The sequence below is a fragment of the Microbacterium alcoholitolerans genome (assembly GCF_050408615.1).
Taxonomy (GTDB): Bacteria; Actinomycetota; Actinomycetes; order Actinomycetales; family Microbacteriaceae; genus Microbacterium.
This window is the reverse complement of record NZ_JBNTKD010000001.1, coordinates 1,047,418-1,063,131: the sequence shown is the minus strand read 5'-3', so window position 1 is coordinate 1,063,131 and position 15,714 is coordinate 1,047,418. Positions and strand designations below refer to the sequence as shown.

General features: G+C 67.6%; 22 protein-coding genes. 13 read left to right on the top strand and 9 right to left on the bottom strand.

The window, feature by feature from the left end; all coding sequences use genetic code 11:
• The first annotated feature begins 9 nt into the window (after nt 1-9).
• Nucleotides 10-663, top strand: coding sequence for a hypothetical protein (locus tag ACQUSX_RS05135; RefSeq protein WP_428929952.1), 654 nt, complete (start codon nt 10-12; stop codon nt 661-663).
• Nucleotides 650-1,444 carry a nucleotidyl transferase AbiEii/AbiGii toxin family protein gene (locus ACQUSX_RS05130; protein WP_428905882.1) on the top strand — a complete coding sequence of 265 codons (795 nt, stop codon included), beginning with the start codon at nt 650-652 and terminating at the stop codon, nt 1,442-1,444. The genes ACQUSX_RS05135 and ACQUSX_RS05130 overlap by 14 nt, the downstream gene beginning before the upstream one ends.
• 2 nt (nt 1,445-1,446) lie before the next feature.
• Here the strand turns inward: ACQUSX_RS05130 and ACQUSX_RS05125 are convergent, their stop codons facing one another.
• Complete coding sequence (locus ACQUSX_RS05125; RefSeq protein ID WP_428905881.1) at nt 1,447-1,929, bottom strand: DUF2231 domain-containing protein; 483 nt, start codon at nt 1,927-1,929, stop codon at nt 1,447-1,449.
• An 81-nt stretch (nt 1,930-2,010) separates the two neighbouring features.
• Here ACQUSX_RS05125 and ACQUSX_RS05120 point away from each other — a divergent pair, with 81 nt between their 5' ends.
• The 3 genes from ACQUSX_RS05120 to ACQUSX_RS05110 all read left to right on the top strand — a co-directional run bounded on the left by ACQUSX_RS05120 (nt 2,011) and on the right by ACQUSX_RS05110 (nt 3,740).
• On the top strand, nt 2,011-2,517 hold the full coding sequence (locus ACQUSX_RS05120) for a sigma-70 family RNA polymerase sigma factor (RefSeq protein ID WP_428905880.1): 507 nt from the start codon (nt 2,011-2,013) through the stop codon (nt 2,515-2,517).
• Nucleotides 2,514-3,173: an anti-sigma factor family protein gene (locus ACQUSX_RS05115; RefSeq protein ID WP_428929951.1), complete on the top strand. Its 660-nt coding sequence runs from the start codon at nt 2,514-2,516 to the stop codon at nt 3,171-3,173. The genes ACQUSX_RS05120 and ACQUSX_RS05115 overlap by 4 nt, the downstream gene beginning before the upstream one ends.
• A 69-nt stretch (nt 3,174-3,242) precedes the next feature.
• Nucleotides 3,243-3,740 carry a COG4315 family predicted lipoprotein gene (locus tag ACQUSX_RS05110; RefSeq protein ID WP_428905878.1) on the top strand — a complete coding sequence of 166 codons (498 nt, stop codon included), beginning with the start codon at nt 3,243-3,245 and terminating at the stop codon, nt 3,738-3,740.
• A gap of 155 nt (nt 3,741-3,895) precedes the next feature.
• On the opposite strand, the gene fbaA is transcribed toward ACQUSX_RS05110, so the two are convergent.
• Nucleotides 3,896-4,924 (bottom strand): class II fructose-bisphosphate aldolase, encoded by a 1,029-nt coding sequence (gene fbaA / locus ACQUSX_RS05105; RefSeq protein WP_428905877.1) that lies wholly within the window; start codon nt 4,922-4,924, stop codon nt 3,896-3,898.
• Between the two features lie 182 nt (nt 4,925-5,106).
• Here fbaA and glpX point away from each other — a divergent pair, with 182 nt between their 5' ends.
• Together glpX and ACQUSX_RS05095 are read left to right on the top strand one after the other, a co-directional pair.
• Nucleotides 5,107-6,093, top strand: a complete 987-nt coding sequence (gene glpX, locus ACQUSX_RS05100) for a class II fructose-bisphosphatase (protein WP_428905876.1) — start codon at nt 5,107-5,109, stop codon at nt 6,091-6,093.
• 96 nt (nt 6,094-6,189) lie between these two features.
• Nucleotides 6,190-6,489 carry a hypothetical protein gene (locus tag ACQUSX_RS05095; RefSeq protein ID WP_428905875.1) on the top strand — a complete coding sequence of 100 codons (300 nt, stop codon included), beginning with the start codon at nt 6,190-6,192 and terminating at the stop codon, nt 6,487-6,489.
• 45 nt (nt 6,490-6,534) lie between these two features.
• Here ACQUSX_RS05095 and ACQUSX_RS05090 read toward each other — a convergent pair whose 3' ends face one another.
• A complete protein-coding gene (locus ACQUSX_RS05090) occupies nt 6,535-6,918 on the bottom strand; it encodes an ankyrin repeat domain-containing protein (protein WP_428905874.1) in 384 nt (127 codons plus the stop codon).
• A gap of 46 nt (nt 6,919-6,964) precedes the next feature.
• Nucleotides 6,965-7,558, bottom strand: a complete 594-nt coding sequence (locus tag ACQUSX_RS05085; RefSeq protein ID WP_428905873.1) for a 3'-5' exonuclease — start codon at nt 7,556-7,558, stop codon at nt 6,965-6,967.
• Nucleotides 7,559-7,617: 59 nt separating this feature from the next.
• Here ACQUSX_RS05085 and ACQUSX_RS05080 point away from each other — a divergent pair, with 59 nt between their 5' ends.
• Entirely contained in the window at nt 7,618-8,361 is a 744-nt protein-coding gene (locus ACQUSX_RS05080) for a class I SAM-dependent methyltransferase (protein ID WP_428905872.1), read from the top strand.
• A 9-nt stretch (nt 8,362-8,370) separates the two neighbouring features.
• Here the strand turns inward: ACQUSX_RS05080 and ACQUSX_RS05075 are convergent, their stop codons facing one another.
• The 5 genes from ACQUSX_RS05075 to ACQUSX_RS05055 are packed head-to-tail and all read right to left on the bottom strand — an operon-like array spanning nt 8,371 to nt 12,510.
• Entirely contained in the window at nt 8,371-8,880 is a 510-nt protein-coding gene (locus tag ACQUSX_RS05075; RefSeq protein WP_428905871.1) for a hypothetical protein, read from the bottom strand.
• A gap of 26 nt (nt 8,881-8,906) precedes the next feature.
• Nucleotides 8,907-10,667, bottom strand: coding sequence for an alpha/beta hydrolase (locus tag ACQUSX_RS05070; RefSeq protein WP_428905870.1), 1,761 nt, complete (start codon nt 10,665-10,667; stop codon nt 8,907-8,909).
• Nucleotides 10,664-10,966 (bottom strand): hypothetical protein, encoded by a 303-nt coding sequence (locus tag ACQUSX_RS05065; protein ID WP_428905869.1) that lies wholly within the window; start codon nt 10,964-10,966, stop codon nt 10,664-10,666. The genes ACQUSX_RS05070 and ACQUSX_RS05065 overlap by 4 nt, the downstream gene beginning before the upstream one ends.
• Nucleotides 10,963-11,514, bottom strand: coding sequence for a hypothetical protein (locus ACQUSX_RS05060; RefSeq protein ID WP_428905868.1), 552 nt, complete (start codon nt 11,512-11,514; stop codon nt 10,963-10,965). The genes ACQUSX_RS05065 and ACQUSX_RS05060 overlap by 4 nt, the downstream gene beginning before the upstream one ends.
• 24 nt (nt 11,515-11,538) lie before the next feature.
• On the bottom strand, nt 11,539-12,510 hold the full coding sequence (locus ACQUSX_RS05055) for an EamA family transporter (RefSeq protein ID WP_428907592.1): 972 nt from the start codon (nt 12,508-12,510) through the stop codon (nt 11,539-11,541).
• A gap of 80 nt (nt 12,511-12,590) precedes the next feature.
• On the opposite strand from ACQUSX_RS05055, the gene ychF reads away from it, so the two are divergent.
• The 5 genes from ychF to ACQUSX_RS05030 all read left to right on the top strand — a co-directional run bounded on the left by ychF (nt 12,591) and on the right by ACQUSX_RS05030 (nt 15,629).
• Complete coding sequence (gene ychF / locus ACQUSX_RS05050) at nt 12,591-13,664, top strand: redox-regulated ATPase YchF (RefSeq protein WP_428905867.1); 1,074 nt, start codon at nt 12,591-12,593, stop codon at nt 13,662-13,664.
• Nucleotides 13,665-13,997: 333 nt separating this feature from the next.
• Nucleotides 13,998-14,279 (top strand): type II toxin-antitoxin system RelE/ParE family toxin, encoded by a 282-nt coding sequence (locus ACQUSX_RS05045; protein WP_428905866.1) that lies wholly within the window; start codon nt 13,998-14,000, stop codon nt 14,277-14,279.
• On the top strand, nt 14,266-14,568 hold the full coding sequence (locus ACQUSX_RS05040) for a HigA family addiction module antitoxin (protein ID WP_428905865.1): 303 nt from the start codon (nt 14,266-14,268) through the stop codon (nt 14,566-14,568). Before ACQUSX_RS05045 ends, ACQUSX_RS05040 begins: the two co-directional genes overlap by 14 nt.
• Nucleotides 14,565-15,020, top strand: coding sequence for an NUDIX hydrolase (locus ACQUSX_RS05035; RefSeq protein ID WP_428905864.1), 456 nt, complete (start codon nt 14,565-14,567; stop codon nt 15,018-15,020). The genes ACQUSX_RS05040 and ACQUSX_RS05035 overlap by 4 nt, the downstream gene beginning before the upstream one ends.
• Before the next feature lie 255 nt (nt 15,021-15,275).
• On the top strand, nt 15,276-15,629 hold the full coding sequence (locus tag ACQUSX_RS05030) for a DUF1801 domain-containing protein (protein WP_428905863.1): 354 nt from the start codon (nt 15,276-15,278) through the stop codon (nt 15,627-15,629).
• Nucleotides 15,630-15,714: the final 85 nt, after the last annotated feature.

Genomic DNA, 15,714 nt, shown 5'->3' with positions numbered 1-15,714 from the left:
GTGAACGGGGTGGCAGAAGCAATCGACTTGCTCCGCGCTGTAGAACGTGCGCCGTTGCGCACGATGCGACTGAAGGACCTTGACGGGTACACAGAACACCCGTGGCGCGTCGTGAACCAACTCGTCGAGCGCGGTGCGCTCGCTCGACTCACTCATGGGATCTACACAGTGCCACCGGACGGCCGTGACGGTCGCACCTGGAAACCGCCCCTCGAACCGGCCGGTTTGGCTGTAGCCGCGGCGCGCTTCGGTCATCGCAACGTCGCGCTCACCGGGATCGGCGCAGCGCGTCATTGGGCCGCGATCCCGCGCGCGATCGCAATCACCCTGGTCGCTGTTCCAGGGCGAAACTATGTCGAGGTCGCACTGGACGCAGGTGGAATCGTTCGCTTCGTGAAGCGCGACATCGAACGCCTGGACCTCGTTCTCGAACGGACGGCCCTCGGACCAGGTCTGGTGACTACTCCCGCACAGACCCTCTACGACCTCTTGATGCGACCAGGTCAGGGAAGGCTGCAGGACGAAGCGGGCGCCGCCGCTGCCAACTTGGGCAGCCGCGTCACTGCTGAGGAGCTGGCGGCAATCGCCGCGACGGCTGGCCGCTCCAATGCCGCGGTACGTCAGATGATCGACCACCTGAGAGGCCGCGATGACGGGAGGTAGTGAGTTCGGCCGGCAGCAACCGATTGCCGGCGTGCTCGCCGAGGACGAGCAGCAGCAGATCGAAACAGAATTCGGTGTCGGTTCCGAGCAGGTCGTGCGCGATCACATCATCTCTCATGCGCTTGCGGCCATCGCAAGTGGCGGCACGGACGACGTCATCTTCTTCGGTGGCACGGCGCTCTCGCGAACCCACCTGACGACACTTCGCCTCTCGGAGGATATCGACCTTATTGCTCTCGGCAACAGGAGGGCGATCGGGGATCGGATCGAGACCGCAATCACCAGGAATCTCCAACGCGCACTCGGCACAGTGACCTTCACGCCGCACCTTCGCGACACGCGTCACGCGGAGCCTTCCGTGATGCAGGTGGCCGATGCGCGAGTTCAGATACAGCTTGTCTCTTCCGACGGGTATCCCGCGTGGCCGACCGAAGTCGTCGAGATTCAGCAAAGGTACGGCGATGCCGCTCCGGCAAGGCTGAGGGTGCTCACTTCGGCTGCGTTCGTCGCCGCCAAACTCTCTTCGTGGGCAGACCGCCATGCCTCCCGCGATCTTTATGACCTATGGGGCATGGGTGAGAAGGGCATGATCGGACGCGCCGCCGTCGAACTCTTCGCGCGCATGGGATCGTACACGAGCGCCGCGCAGATTTCGTTTGAGCGAGTTCCCGCGGATGCTGAGTGGGAAGCAGCTTTAGGGCATCAGTGCGTCATTCGGATTGGACCTCGCGATGCGGCGAACGAGGTCAAGCGCCGACTCACGTCTGCACTGAAGCTCTGACATCAGACCGTCCCCTCCCAGACGGCCCGCGCCCCGGCATCCCCGGTCAGCACGACGAGTACCAGCGTGACGGCGGCGACGATCAGCGCGATCGTCGCGACGACCACGGTGACCCAGCGGGGCCGACGCGAGTCGGCAGACGAGGCGGACTGCGGCGCGCGCCCCATCCACCACACCAGCACGGATGCCGGCAGCAGCGCGATCGCCCACGGCAGCAGCATGATGGCGAGGGATTCGTGTCTTGTCACGGAAGGCGTGCGGCCAACGACATCGGCCAGTGACTGCCCGGCGAGGATCGTCAGCGGCACGAGCACCGCGACGACCAGGGCGGCGATCGGGAGCGCCAGACCCATCCGCCGGGAGGCAGCCGGCCAGAGCGCGGCAACGGCGAGGGCGAGCGCCGTCAATGGTGTGAGCACCACCGTCGCGTGCACGAGCAGGGGATGCAGCGAAAGGCCGGCCCACTCGAAGTCGAACAGATCCATACTGGAGAAACGATCCCGCGCCTCATTCGGTTCAGACTGAACCGCGGGCATGCGGATCTCGTGTCTCCCATGGAGGCTGATGTGACCGCAGACGACGATGAGCGACTCGCCGCGCTGTACGACGTGCACGCCGCTCCCATCCGGCGCTATGTCATCAGCCTCACCGGAGACCGCGGATCGGCCGACGACGTCGTGCAGGAGACCTTGCTTCGAGCCTGGCGCACCCCGCGGATCCTCGAGCAGGAAGCGTCCACGACGCGCGCCTGGTTCTTCACCGTCGCGCGGCACATCGTCATCGACGAGGCGCGCAGCGCTCGCCGACGGCACGAGAACCCGGTGGCAGAGCTGCCGGAGCGCCCGGTTGATGATCAGACCGACCGGCTGTTCGACAAGATGCTGATATCCGACGCGCTCGCCGCGATCAGTGAGGAGCATCGGGCCGTGATCGTCGCGGCGCACTTCGGCGGACACAGCGTCGCCGAGATCGCGGACGAGCTCGGAATCCCGAGCGGCACGGTGAAATCGCGGATGCACTACGCGCTGAGGGCCCTGCGGCTGGCGCTGCAGGAGAGAGGGGTGACCCGGTGAACGATCAGCACGAGGGATTCGCGACGTGGGACGCCGCGTACGCGCTCGGGGCGCTGTCAGCATCCGATCGAGCGCAGTACGAGGCGCACCTCGCCGAGTGTGCGCAGTGCCGGGCGGCGGTGGCCGAACTGACGCCGACCGTCGGCCTGCTGTCTCGGCTGAACGCCGAGGACGTGGCATCCGACCGCGACGACGCCGGGATCGCACTCGCCGGCGCGAAGCTGATCGACATCGCCCGCGCTCGTCGTCGCACCCACCGTCGCCGCACCTGGACGGCCATCGGCGTTGCGGCGGCGATCGCGATCTCCACGCCGGTGGGCGTCGTCACGTTCGCGCCGCGTCCCGCCGTGTCGGTGGCGATGGAGCAGGTCGTTCCCGTGCCGGTGGATGCTGAAGTCGATCTGACCACGGTGGCGTGGGGCACCCGGATCGACATGGCCTGCGATTACGGGGCGGACGCGCCGGATGAGGGCTGGACATACGTCCTCGCGGTGGTCGGGATCGACGGCGCCGAGACCGACCTGTCGACGTGGCGGGTCGAACCCGGCCGCACCGCGCGGCTGTCAGCCGGGACGGCGCTCGCGATCTCCGACATCCGCGCCGTCGAGATCCGCGCGGAGAGCGGTGAGGTGCTGCTGCGCACTGAACTCGGGTGAACCCGGCGCTCAGGCATCTCGTGTCACAGACAGCGCTCCTCCTCGGGGCGCAGAGGAAGGGGCGCGATCATGCGCAGAACACTGGCGGCCGCGGCGCTCGTCCTCGGCCTGATCCTCACCGGCTGCGGGCCGGGCGGTTCGCCGGAGCCGGCATCCGATGACCCCGGCACGAGCGACAGCGGGGGCATGTACGGCGGCGGAAGCGGCACTGCAGCATCCGAACTCAAACTGGCCGACACCGAGCTCGGTGAGGTCGTCGTCACCGGCGACGGCATGACCGCGTACATGTTCGACAACGACACGCAGGGCGGAGATACCAGTTCGTGCACCGGCGCCTGCCTGCAGAACTGGCCGCCGATCATCGCCACGGGCGACGCACCGGCGGGTGAGGGCATCACCGGCGAGCTCGGCACGATCGAGACGCCTGACGGCGAGATGCAGGTCACGCTGAACGGCTGGCCGCTGTATGTGTTCGCCGGCGACAGCGCGGCAGGAGATGTGACCGGCCAAGGCGTCAACGACGTGTGGTGGGTGGTGGACGCCACCGGCGAGCCGGTGCGCGAGTGATGCGTCGAGGCGCCGCCGGACAGCATCCGACGGCGCCTCGATGGTGCCTGATCACTGACGCGCCGGAGCGAGCACGGCGTGTCGGGTCTGCGACACGCCGTGCGGTTGAGACTGCATCAGTGGTTGCGAACGGACGGGACGAGCCCGAACCGCTCTCAGCTCTTCGACTGGCCGTACGAGCCGAGCTGCTTGGTCGACTCGACGACGCGAGCCGCCATGGCGGTCTCGGCGATCTTGCCCCAGGCGCGCGGGTCGTACTGCTTCTTGTTGCCCACCTCGCCGTCGACCTTGAGCACGCCGTCGTAGTTCTTGAACATGTAGTCGGCGATGGCACGCGTGTACGCGTACTGGGTGTCGGTGTCGATGTTCATCTTGATGACGCCGTTGGCGACCGCGAGTGCGATCTCCTCGTCGCTCGAGCCCGATCCGCCGTGGAAGACGAGGTCGAGCGGCTTCGGGCCGGTGCTGTACTTCGCCGCGACCTCGGCCTGGATCTCACCGAGCAGCTCGGGGCGCAGCTTGACTCCACCCGGCTTGTACACGCCGTGCACGTTGCCGAAGGTGAGGGCGGCGATGTAGCGGCCCTGTTCGCCGAGGCCCAGAGCCTGCACGGCCTGGTCGACGTCGGCGAAAGTCGTGTAGAGCGCGTCGTTCGAGCCCTCGTGCTGGACGCCGTCCTCCTCGCCTCCGACGACGCCGATCTCGACCTCGAGAATCGCGTTGATCGCCTTCATGCGGGGCAGCAGCTCCTTGGCGATCTCGATGTTCTCGTCCAGCGGCACGGCCGAGCCGTCCCACATGTGCGACTGGAAGATCGGGTTGCGACCAGCCTTGACCTCTTCTTCAGAAGCCGCGATCAGCGGCTCGACGAAGCCGCCGAGGGCGTCCTTCGGGCAGTGGTCGGTGTGCAGCGCGACGGTTACGGGATAGTTCTTGGCGACCTCGGTCGCGTAGCGTGCGAAAGCAAGTGCACCGGTGGCGCGAGCCTTGACGGTGTGGCCGGCGAAGTAGTCGGCGCCGCCGGTCGTGACCTGGATGATGCCGTCCGAGCCGGCCTCGGTCAGACCCTGCAGGACGGAGTTGATCGTCTGCGAGCTGGAGACGTTGAACGCGGGGTACGCGAAGCCGCCGGCCTTCGCGCGGTCGAGCATGTCGGCGTACTGTTCCGGAGTGGCGATAGGCATGGATTCTCCTGCTTCTGAAGTGCGGGGGTCAGGCTCAACTTTAGCGGCGCAGAGGAGAGATCTTTCGGCTGTTGCAGGTCTCCGCGCATGATTCTTGAGGAGCCGTTAAGAACATCCGTTCCTTCATCGCCGAATGGCGAAAAGTCGGCGATTTCGTTGCATCCGATCGCTATGCTGACCGCATGGTGAGCCTCACAGCCGATCTCAGTCCCCTCCGCCCCGACCGCAACCTCGCACTGGAACTCGTGCGCGCCACCGAGGCTGCGGCGATCCGCGCGGTGCCGTTCATCGGTCGAGGCGACAAGGAAGCGGCCGACGGCGCCGCAGTCGATGCGATGCGCGCCTTCCTCGGCACGGTCGACTTCCAGGGCCGCGTCGTGATCGGCGAGGGCGAGAAGGACAACGCGCCCATGCTGTTCAACGGCGAAGTCGTCGGCACCGGCCGCGGACCGGAGTGCGACATCGCCGTCGACCCGATCGACGGCACGTCGCTCACCGCCGCCGGTCGGCAGAACGCGCTGTCGGTGCTCGCCGTCTCCGACCGCGGCTCGATGCTCGACGCCTCCAGTGTCTTCTACATGGACAAGCTCGTCACCGGCCCCGCCGGCGTCGGCGTCGTCGACATCCGCCTGCCGATCGGCGAGAACATCCGCCGTCTCGCCAAGGCGCTTGAGAAGCCCATCGATGAGATGGTGGTGTCGGTGCTGAACCGCCCGCGTCACGAGCAGCTCATCAAAGAGATCCGGGATGCCGGTGCCGGCACGCGCCTCATGAGCGACGGCGACGTCGCCGGTGGCATCAACGCCGCGCGCCACAACGCCCGCACCGACATGTGCGTCGGCGTCGGAGGCAGCCCTGAGGGCATCGTCACCGCGTGCGCGATCAAGGCGCTGGGCGGCCACATCCAGGGAGTTCTCTGGCCTCGCGACGACGAGGAGCGCCAGCGGGGCATCGATGCCGGACTCGACATCGACAAGGTGTATGAAGCGGACGATCTGGTCACCGGGAACAATACGATCTTCGTCGCCACCGGCGTCACCGACGGGCAGCTGGTGCGCGGGGTGCGGCGCGAGGGTGGCTACCTGTACACCGAGAGCATCGTGCTGCGCGGTGCGTCCGGCACGATGCGCCGCATCACCTCCGACCACCTCGTGTCGAAGTGGCTCTGACCGGCTGAATGCCGCGATTCTCAGCCCGGCCTGGCAGAATGTAGGACGTCCGGCGCGTCAGGTGCGCCGGCATGGCCAGGAACAGGAGAGCTCGGAATGTCGTCGAACGAGCAGTCTGACACGCCGAGTTCCGCAGCGCCCGGCCGGGTGCGGCACGTGACCACCAAGACCGGCCGCATCCTGCGCGTGACCGACGAGCAGCTCGCTGCCGCGGCCGCTCAGCAGGCTGCCGCGGCAGCGCAGCCGACATTCGACCCGGCACGCCGCACTGATGTGCTTTTCCGCGTGCGCCGCGACGAGGGCCACGAGCTCAGCTCGTGGTGGATGATCGGCGCGTTCCTCGTCACCTCCGGTGTCGTGATCGCGCTGCTGTCGTGGGTGCCCGGCGGAGCGTGATCGGCCAGTCAGCCTGATCGGCCCGTCAGCCTGATCGACCCCAGCTCAGTACGAATCGAGCACGGCGCGCATCTCGCTCAGCCCGAACTGGTCGGCGACCTGCTTCGCGGTGTGCGCACCGGCATCCTGATCGGCACCGGCGTCGAGCAGCATCCGCAGCAGCGGTTCGTTGCGTCGGAACACCGCGCACGACACCGCGGTCTGACCGTTCGCGTTCACAGCATCCATGTCGGCGCCGCGTGCCAGCAGGTCGGCGACCGTCTCGTCGTGCTCGGCGTAGGTGGCGACGATGAGCAGGGTGTCCTGTCGCGGATTGCGCACGTCGATGGGCACGCCGGCGTCGATCATCTCGCCCAGAGGTGCGGTGCGGCCCTGGCGGGCCAGGTCGAAGGTTCCCTCGATGACCTCGAGGCTCACGTCGTTCGTCACCTCACCATTGTGACCGACCGAAGCCGATCGCGGAGCGCGACCTCGATCAGGCGACGGCGCGCTGCGGCTCGGATGCCAGCGGTGCGGTCAGCATGACGCCGAGCGCGGCGCCCAGGGCATCCACATCCGCCGTCGCGGTGCGGCGAGCGGCGTCGATGATGATCTGCGCGCATGCGCGGGCATCCGCCAGCGCATCGTGGTGCGCGAATTCGCCGAACCCTGCCGCGGCAGCGGCCTTCGGTAGACGGTACGAGTCGAGGTCGTAAGTCTTTCGAGCAACGGCGAGCGAGCAGAGCGAGCGGTACGGGGGAGCGGCGATGCCGGTCACCTCGCATGAACGGCGCAGCACGTTCAGGTCGAACCCGGCGTTGTGGGCGACGAGGACGTCGGTGCCGGCGAACGCGCACAGCCGGTCGATCTGCTGTGACCAGGTCGCGGCGTCTGCGACCTCATGGGGATGGATGCCGTGGATCTTGATGTTCCACATGTTGAACTCGTCGTGTCCCGCGGGCGGGCGGATCAGCCAGCCGGTCTGCGCGGTGACCTTTCCGTCGCGCACCCGGACCAGTCCGACGGAGCAGGCGGAGGCGGGACTGGAATTCGCCGTCTCGAAGTCGATCGCGGTGAAATCCAAAGGCACGATGCCAGTCTCATTCGACGGGCGCTCGACACGGGTCAGGCGCGCCGTATTGTGAACGCATGAGCGATGCGCGAGCGATGTCCTTCGGTGCGGCGGCAGATCACTACGAGGCAGCACGGCCGGACTATCCGTTCGAGGCGGTCGCCTGGATGCTCGAGAAGCTGCCGCACGGGTCGCGGCGCATCGCCGACGTCGGCGCGGGCACCGGAAAGCTCACGAGGGTGCTCGTGGAGGCGCCGGATGCCGAGGTCGTCGCGATCGATCCGGATGCCGCGATGCTGGCCAAGCTGCGCGAGACGGTGCCCGGCGTGCCGACCTTCGTCGGCACCGCAGAGGCGCTGCCCCTGCCTGATGCCAGTGTCGACGCCATCGTGCTCGGGCAGGCCTGGCACTGGGTGGATGCTGCCGCGGCATCCGCAGAGATCGGGCGCGCCCTGCGCGCCGGCGGCACGCTGGGACTCATCTGGAACACCCGCGACAACCGAGTCGACTGGGTGCGCCGGCTCACCGAGATCATGCACTCGAGCGCCGCAGAGGAGTTGCTGGATCAGGCAGGTCCGGTCGTCACCGAACCGTTCGGCGCGCTCGAGGCGGAACGCTGGGAGTGGGGGCGACCGATGACGCGCGAGCAGCTGCATACGATGGCCGACTCGCGCAGCCACCTGATCGCCGCGGACAAGGGGACGCGCGCCGAGATCGATGCGGGCATGGACGCGCTGTTCGACGAGCTGGGCGTGCACGGCGAAGGGACCATCGATGTTCCCTACGTGACACGCGCGTTCCGAGCACGTCGCGCGGGCTGACATCGACGGTCAGCCCGGCGGGAGGATCTCCTTCTCGAGATCCCTGACCTCGCTGATCGCACCGCCGTCGGCGACGTCGACGCAGCCGTCATCCCGGCTCAGCGCGAGCGTCAGCTCGTCCGCGCCGTGGACTTCGTCGCCGATCTTGAATCCGCCTGTCTTCACATCGAGGGTGAGGCCGTCGCGGCTGAACCTTCCGGACGGCTGGTCGCCGCCGAGGCTGTCCTTCTCCTGCACCCAGCCGCTCGAGGTCAGGCCTTCCGAGAGGCGGGCGTACTGTTCCGCGGGGTCGTCGCCGGTCGCGGTGATCCGCACCTCGTAGGAGAGACCGGGAGCCGGCTCGCTGCGGCAGGTCTCCACGACGCTGCGCGCGCCGGCATCCGTGAATCCCGCCTCGGCGAGGACACCGAACAGCTCATGCGTCGCCTCGTCGATCGCGGCGGCATGCTGCTCGAGCGTCGTCCGCGCGTCGGCAGGAGCAGCTGAGCAGCCGCCGAAGAGCAGTGCGAGAAGTCCCATGACTCCAATGATGAGGGTCTTTCGCATCATCCCACCCCCGTGTCGGAGAGCGACTGCTCGTTCGCGGTGGGCTCGCGGTCCTTCTCGGGGTCGACGGCGAGCCGCCACCAGGGGTCGTGGGAGTGCGCGGCGCCGTTCACATCGTCACCCTGACCGTCGACGATGCGACCGAGATTGTAGAGCGATTCGCTGTCACGGTCGTAGTACTTGCTGTGGTCTTCGATGCTGCGGCCTCCGAACCCGCCGCGATCGGTCGCCTCTGCCTGGAAGCGCTGTGCATCGAAGTCCTCCGACGATGGATCGACGCCCAGACCCGCTTCGAGCCAGTCCTTCCGGGCCCAGCCCTCGTCGCCCAGGAACGCGACCAGGTCGTGGCTGTTCCGTCCGACGTACACATGGTCCCTGCCGACGCTGAAGTCGGAGGCACTGGTCGCGGGGCCGGCCCCCGGACTGCCGATCAGCGCCACGTCGTCGACGGCGAGGTCGTGGTCGGTCGCGGCGTACGCCGTCGTGGTCGACCCGTAGCTGTGGCCGATCGCGGTCATGTGCGCGGGGTCGTCGGCGCGCGAGGCGCGCAGCCCGTCTACTGCTGTCGCGAGGCGCTCGCCGCCGTCTTTCGCCCGCCCCTCGGTCATCGTGTCCCAGTCGACCGGCCCCTCGGGTGTGTCGTAGCCGAGCCAGAACATCGTCGCCACGCTCGACCCGTCCCCGTTGTAGCGCGCGCTCTCATACAGGTCTGCGGCGTCCTGCGCGTATGCGGGAGCATCCGTCATCTCGGTCGTGATGCCGGGGATCTGGATGGACACGTCGGCGGCCGTGTCCAGGTCTCCCACCGCGATCGCCACGCGGCCGTCGCCGCCGAACGCGTCGGGGTCGTAGAGCCAGAGCGTGCCGCCGGGGCGATCGTCGGTGCCCGGCATGACGTAGTCGTCGGCGGTCGTGAGAGCCTGATGCGTGGCTCGGGCGTTCTCGAGCCGCTGCTCGTCATGTGCCATGAGCACGCCGTCCGCCTCCTTCTGCGCCAGTTCGGCGAGATCGCTCTCCAGCAGCTGTCGATTCGCGTCGTCACGTGCCCAGGCGGGCAGCCCGTCCGCGCCGCCGAGCAGATCGGGATAGGCCGCGAGCATCGCGTCCTGCTCGGTCTGCGTCAGTCCCGCCCACCATCTGGACATCGCCGCGGGGCCGTCGGCGACCTTCGGCATCCCGGCGAACGCGACAAGTGCAGCGTCGCCAATGCCGCCGGTGGGCCCGCCGGCCTCGGCCGCGGTGTCTGCGCTGGTGAAGAGCTGTACGAGGAACTCCTCGTTCTCAGCGGTGCGACGCTGGAAGGCCGCGATGGTCTCGAAGATCGCGTCGTGGCGTCCGGTCAGTTCTCGGACGCGCGCCTGGAGCTCGAGCAGGTCGGCGTCGCCGGCATCATTCGCCGCTGCGATGAGTGCGAAGCGCTCACGGGAGTACGAGGTGATCTCGCCATTGATCGTCGTGTGCTCGCTCCGCAGGCCGCGCAGCTGCTCGGCATACACGTCCACGCCCCGCGCGACACGCTTGAGAGTCTCGCCCATCGGATCGTGAGTGCGCGCGAAGCGTGCCGCGTGGGTGGAATACGCGGTCGCGGCGGGTCCCCACCAGAACGGCGTGGGGGCGGAGAGCGCGGCGGCTTCGTCGGCGAATTCAGAGATGCGAGCGGCACCCTGCAGCAGGACGGATGCCAGATATTCGGCGCCGGACGGCTCGCCGTCCGGGCGCTCGATGTGCTCGATGGCGGCAGGGATGCGGATCGTGGTCATGGCATCTCGCTGCCCAGCACGGCCATGCGTCGCGCGATCTCGGCATCGAGGTTCCCGTATGACGCGCCCGTTGCACTGATCTCGTCGCCGTAGACGTCCGCGGCGACGGAGGCCGTGCGGGCCGTGCGCTCCCACAGGTCGAGGAAGCTCCGGGCGGCACCGCGGGCGACAGGCGGAAGACCACTGACGGATGCCGATGCCAGCTGATTCGTCGCGGTGCGCATCTGAGACGCCTGCGTCGTCCAGCGGGGCACGAGAAGGTCGGCGGCGGCCGCGCTGTAGAACACCTCGTCGCTCATGTCCGCCCTCCGGTCAGCTGCTGAGCTCGCGGGACACCGACCGGTATGCCCGCAGACGTGAGGCGCGCGAACAGCCGCCTCGCCTCCGGTGCGTAGCCGATCAGCAGGTGCTCGTCGCCGAGGTCGCCGTCGCTGGCGTCGCCGTCGCGATCCGCGGTGATGCGGGGCATTCCGGTGGGCGGTGCGAACACGCGCCAGCGGTCGGCGATCAGCGGTTCGGGTACTCCGTTCAGATGCTCCAAGCCGGAGGCGCCGTCGACGTCGTCGATGGTGAGCGTGGCCGTGTGGCGCACGGCGTCGCGTGTCGGTCCAGGAATCCACCGGGTGGTGCACTTGGGGGTGCTCTGTGGCATCCGGTGTCCGATGATCTCGGCCCACACGGCGTGAGCCTGGGCGAGGTGCGCCTCGGCGAACGGCTCGGGAGCGCGCAGCGGCCCGCCGGATTCGGCCGGCCGGGGCGGCGCCGGCGGCAGCACGACGATGTCGAGATCCGGATGCCGGCGTCGCACGACCGACCAGAACGGGTCACTGTCGACATGGCCTGACACACGGACTCCTCTGCTCGGACACGCTCATCGTAGGACGCGCCGAGCAGGCAGGTCGAGGGGAGCTCTACCCATGCCCGCGTATCGGTGATCGGCGCTGGGAGCCATGGCGAGGATGACCAGCACGGCAGCCAGGATCGCCATGCCGATCCACCCCAGCGGGTCCAGGCGCTCGCCGACGATGACGACCGCGAGCAGCGTCGCGACCGCCGGCTCGAGCAGGGTCACGGTTGTCGCCGTAGTGGCGGTCACCTTCGTGAGGCCGTATCCGAACAGCACGTATCCGAGGAACATCGGCACCAGTGCCATGTACAGTGCGACAGACACGCTGGCGGGTGATGCGAGCAGCGGCGCGCCGGTGATCAGCAGCACCGGCATCAGGAGCAGTCCGCCCAGGCCGAACACCGCGCCCATCGCCGCGCCGCGCGGCACGTCTCGCCGCATCAGCCGGTGCGCCGCCCAGGAGTACACGGCGTAGGTGGCGCCGGCGACAAGTCCCAGCCCGATGCCGGCGAGCGTCGACAGGACGGTCTCGGTGCCGGCATCCATCGTCGATGCGCACAGCAGCACGCTTCCCGCCACACCGAGGGCGGCGGCCGCCGCCCACCATCGGCTGAGCCGGCGTCGATCTATGAGGCGTTCGAGGACCCCGGATGCCAGGGGAGCGGATGCCAGTGACACGACCGACCCGACGGCGACGCCGGCCAGGTGCATCGAGGTGTAGAAGGCCAGCGGATACAGCGCGACCGAGAGTCCGCCCACGATGATGGTGGGCAGCTGCGCGCGCAGGAGTCCGGCGTGGCGGCGCAGACTGCCGGCGCCGATCACGGCCTGCAGCAGGCCGCCGATGCCGAGAGCGGCGGCGCCGATGGCGAGCGGCCCGGCTGTCGCGAACGTCGCGGCGGTGCCGGTCGTGCCCCACAGGATGGCGGTGACGGTGATGGCGGCGAGTCCGGCCAGGCGCCCACGCCGTCTGGCATCCGCCGTGACGGCGCTCAGGTTCTCACCGACTCTGCTCCACTCCTCAAGTATCACGGGCGGGGCGGAGCGGCGGCAATGCCCCGGTAGACTGGGTGCCCGTGGCTCTCACTATCGGAATCGTCGGCCTGCCCAACGTCGGCAAGTCCACCCTTTTCAACGCGCTGACCAAGAACGACGTGCTCGCGGCGAACTATCCGTTCGCGACGATCGAGCCGAACATCGGCGTCGTCAATCTGCCCGACGAGCGCCTCGGCGTGCTCGCCGGGATCTTCGGCAGCGAGCGCATTCTGCCGGCAACGGTGTCGTTCGTCGACATCGCCGGCATCGTGCGCGGCGCGAGCGAGGGGGAGGGGCTGGGCAACCAGTTCCTCGCGAACATCCGCGAGGCGGATGCCATCGCGCAGGTCGTTCGCGGCTTCGTCGACGAGGACGTCGTCCACGTCGACGGTGTGATCGATCCGAAGAACGACATGGAGACGATCAACGCAGAGCTGATGCTCGCCGACCTCCAGACCATCGAGAAGGCCCTTCCGAGGTACGAGAAGGAGACCAAGCGCAAGACGATCGACGGTGCAGTTCTCGAGGCGGCGAACGCGGCGAAGGATGCCCTCGAGCGCGGCGAGCTGCTCTCGACGTCCGGCATCGATCTGGCGCCGGTGCGCGAGCTCGGCCTGCTGACGGCCAAGCCGTACATCTATGTCTTCAACGTCGACGAGTCGGTGCTGACGGATGCCGCGCGCAAGGCCGAGCTGGAGGCGCTGGTCGCGCCGGCGAAGGCCGTCTTCCTCGACGCGAAGATCGAGTCGGAGCTCATCGACCTCGATCCCGAGGACGCGCAGGAACTGCTAGAGGCGACCGGCCAGACCGAGTCGGGCCTCGACCAGCTCGCCCGCATCGGCTTCAAGACCCTCGGTCTGCAGACCTATCTCACCGCCGGGCCCAAGGAGTCGCGCGCCTGGACGATCCCGCAGGGGGCCAAGGCGCCGCAGGCGGCCGGCGTGATCCACACCGACTTCGAGAAGGGCTTCATCAAGGCCGAGGTCATCTCGTTCGACGACCTCGTCGAGGCCGGCTCTGTCGCCGAAGCGCGCTCGAAGGGCAAGGCGCGCCTGGAGGGCAAGGACTACGTCATGCAGGACGGCGACGTGGTGGAGTTCCGGTTCAACGTGTGACCTCACCCGGTCGTTGAGCGACACTTCGACTCGCTGCGCTCGCTCAGTGCAGGTCTCCGCGAGACGAAACGCGGCGGTCTGGGGTTGATGCCCTGGGTCCACCACCGCGTGTGGCCATCGTTCATTTCTTCGAGAGGCACGACTGGGTGACCGTCAACCAGCGGCTGTTCCTTGACTGGCTCCTTGAACATCCAGGATCCGTAGCGTATACGCAGGCACGGGTGTGGCTGCCTTCGCGGCGGTGGATGGCGGGACCGCCAACGCTGACGTAGCGCCGTGGAGTTCCGGTTTAACGTCTGGCGTTATTAACGTATGGCGTTATATGATCGTCGTGTGATCAGGTCGTTCGGTAGCAAGGAAACCGAGCGTCTATGGCGTCGTGATCGCGTGCCGTCGATCGATCCTCGGATCCATTCGGTGGCGTTGCGCAAGCTTCGTCAGGTGGGATCCGCCGGGTCGTTGGACGATCTCAGGGTGCCGCCAGGAAATCGGCTCGAAGCGCTGAAAGGCGATCGGGCAGGTCAGCACAGCATCAGGATCAATGACCAGTGGCGCATCTGCTTCGTGTGGACGGACGCCGGACCAGAGGAGGTGGAGATCGTTGACTGCCACTGACAAGATTCCCCCGATTCACCCGGGCGAGGTTCTCATGGAGGACTTCATCAGTGGGTTCGAGATCACGCAGAACCGACTTGCCGTCGCAATCGGAGTGCCGCCGCGGCGGATCAACGAGATCGTGCACGGCAAGCGGGGGATCACGGCAGACACGGCGCTTCGCCTGGCGAAGTACTTCGGCACCTCGGCGGAGTTCTGGATCAATCTGCAGAGTCACTACGAGCTCGACCGCGCAGAGGATCTCGCCGGGGAGCAGATCGCTTCGATCACGCCGCTGAAGGTCGCGTGAGCGAGAGCCCGGAACGTCGACTCGTCCGGAAGGTTGTCGGCTACGTCGTGCGCAACCGGCAGCTGCTCGTCTTCACGCATGATGCGATCCCGCTCGAAGTCGCCGGCGTCCAGGTGCCTGCGGGGACGATCGAGCAGGGTGAGGCGCCCGAAGCGGCGGTTGTGCGTGAAGTCCTTGAGGAGACCGGTCTGGCTGCGCGAGTCACTGCAGCGCTCGGTGTCGAGCGATACGACGTGTGGCCCTCGAAGCCGGAGACGCACGAGCGACACTTCTTTCAGCTTTCTCCGCTGGAAGACAGTCTGCTGGAACGGTGGACTGCCGGTGAAGGAGTCCCGTCTGACGGCGGTGAGGTCCAAAAGTGGACGTGCTACTGGATGCCGCTCGAACAGGCCCATGTGCTTTGCGCTGGCTTCGGCGCACGACTCGGGGAGATCGTTCTCGAAGAACCCTGACGCCATGAAGCTCTTCTCAGGCGGGTTCACCATCCCGCTGATGTTCTAGGTCACAGCCGATCCCTTGCGTGCACGCTGACGTGCCGTAACCTGGAGGTGGCGGTTCTTGCCGCCTGTGGCACTTCCACATGTCGACCATGTGAATCTTCGCGGAGAGACCTGAACAGCTCAGGACATGTCCGGGTTGGGGTGCGGCGCATGATTGCGCCGACTTCATATCGCTGATGCGCCGCATCGGCCACGAGAGGACATGACATGACTTCGAAGGACGACAAGAACCTTGCCCAGGTGCTCGACAAGATCTCAGGGATGGACGACCCCCGTCGGTCGGTCGTGCAGCGGGTGCACGACATCATCATGGCGGCCGCACCTGCTCTGAAACCGCGCATCTGGTACGGGATGCCCGCCTATGCCGTGTCAGGCAGCGCGCCGGCGCTGGTCACGCTGCGGAACGACGAACGTCTGAACCTCGCCATCACAGAGAAGGCCGAGTTCGCGCCCGCAGGCGGTGCCGACGGCGCGCTGATGCCGGCTGCATGGTATTTCGAAACCGTGGATGAGGCCACCGAGAAGCGGATATCCGAGATCGTTCGATCCGTGCTCACCTGATTCCGACGCGCGGTCAGTCTCGGCCGATCGGCTCGATCGTGAATTCGTCGCGACCGGGAAGGCGCACATGGTCGCCTTCGAACGG

Coding starts and splice junctions, on each gene's coding strand:
- ACQUSX_RS05130 (WP_428905882.1), top strand. CDS start 650: ATGACGGGAGGTAGTGAGTTCGGCCGGCAGCAACCGATTGCCGGCGTG.
- ACQUSX_RS05125 (WP_428905881.1), bottom strand. CDS start 1,929: ATGGATCTGTTCGACTTCGAGTGGGCCGGCCTTTCGCTGCATCCCCTG.
- ACQUSX_RS05110 (WP_428905878.1), top strand. CDS start 3,243: ATGCGCAGAACACTGGCGGCCGCGGCGCTCGTCCTCGGCCTGATCCTC.
- fbaA (WP_428905877.1), bottom strand. CDS start 4,924: ATGCCTATCGCCACTCCGGAACAGTACGCCGACATGCTCGACCGCGCG.
- glpX (WP_428905876.1), top strand. CDS start 5,107: ATGGTGAGCCTCACAGCCGATCTCAGTCCCCTCCGCCCCGACCGCAAC.
- ACQUSX_RS05095 (WP_428905875.1), top strand. CDS start 6,190: ATGTCGTCGAACGAGCAGTCTGACACGCCGAGTTCCGCAGCGCCCGGC.
- ACQUSX_RS05080 (WP_428905872.1), top strand. CDS start 7,618: ATGAGCGATGCGCGAGCGATGTCCTTCGGTGCGGCGGCAGATCACTAC.
- ACQUSX_RS05075 (WP_428905871.1), bottom strand. CDS start 8,880: ATGGGACTTCTCGCACTGCTCTTCGGCGGCTGCTCAGCTGCTCCTGCC.
- ACQUSX_RS05070 (WP_428905870.1), bottom strand. CDS start 10,667: ATGACCACGATCCGCATCCCTGCCGCCATCGAGCACATCGAGCGCCCG.
- ACQUSX_RS05065 (WP_428905869.1), bottom strand. CDS start 10,966: ATGAGCGACGAGGTGTTCTACAGCGCGGCCGCCGCCGACCTTCTCGTG.
- ACQUSX_RS05030 (WP_428905863.1), top strand. CDS start 15,276: ATGACTTCGAAGGACGACAAGAACCTTGCCCAGGTGCTCGACAAGATC.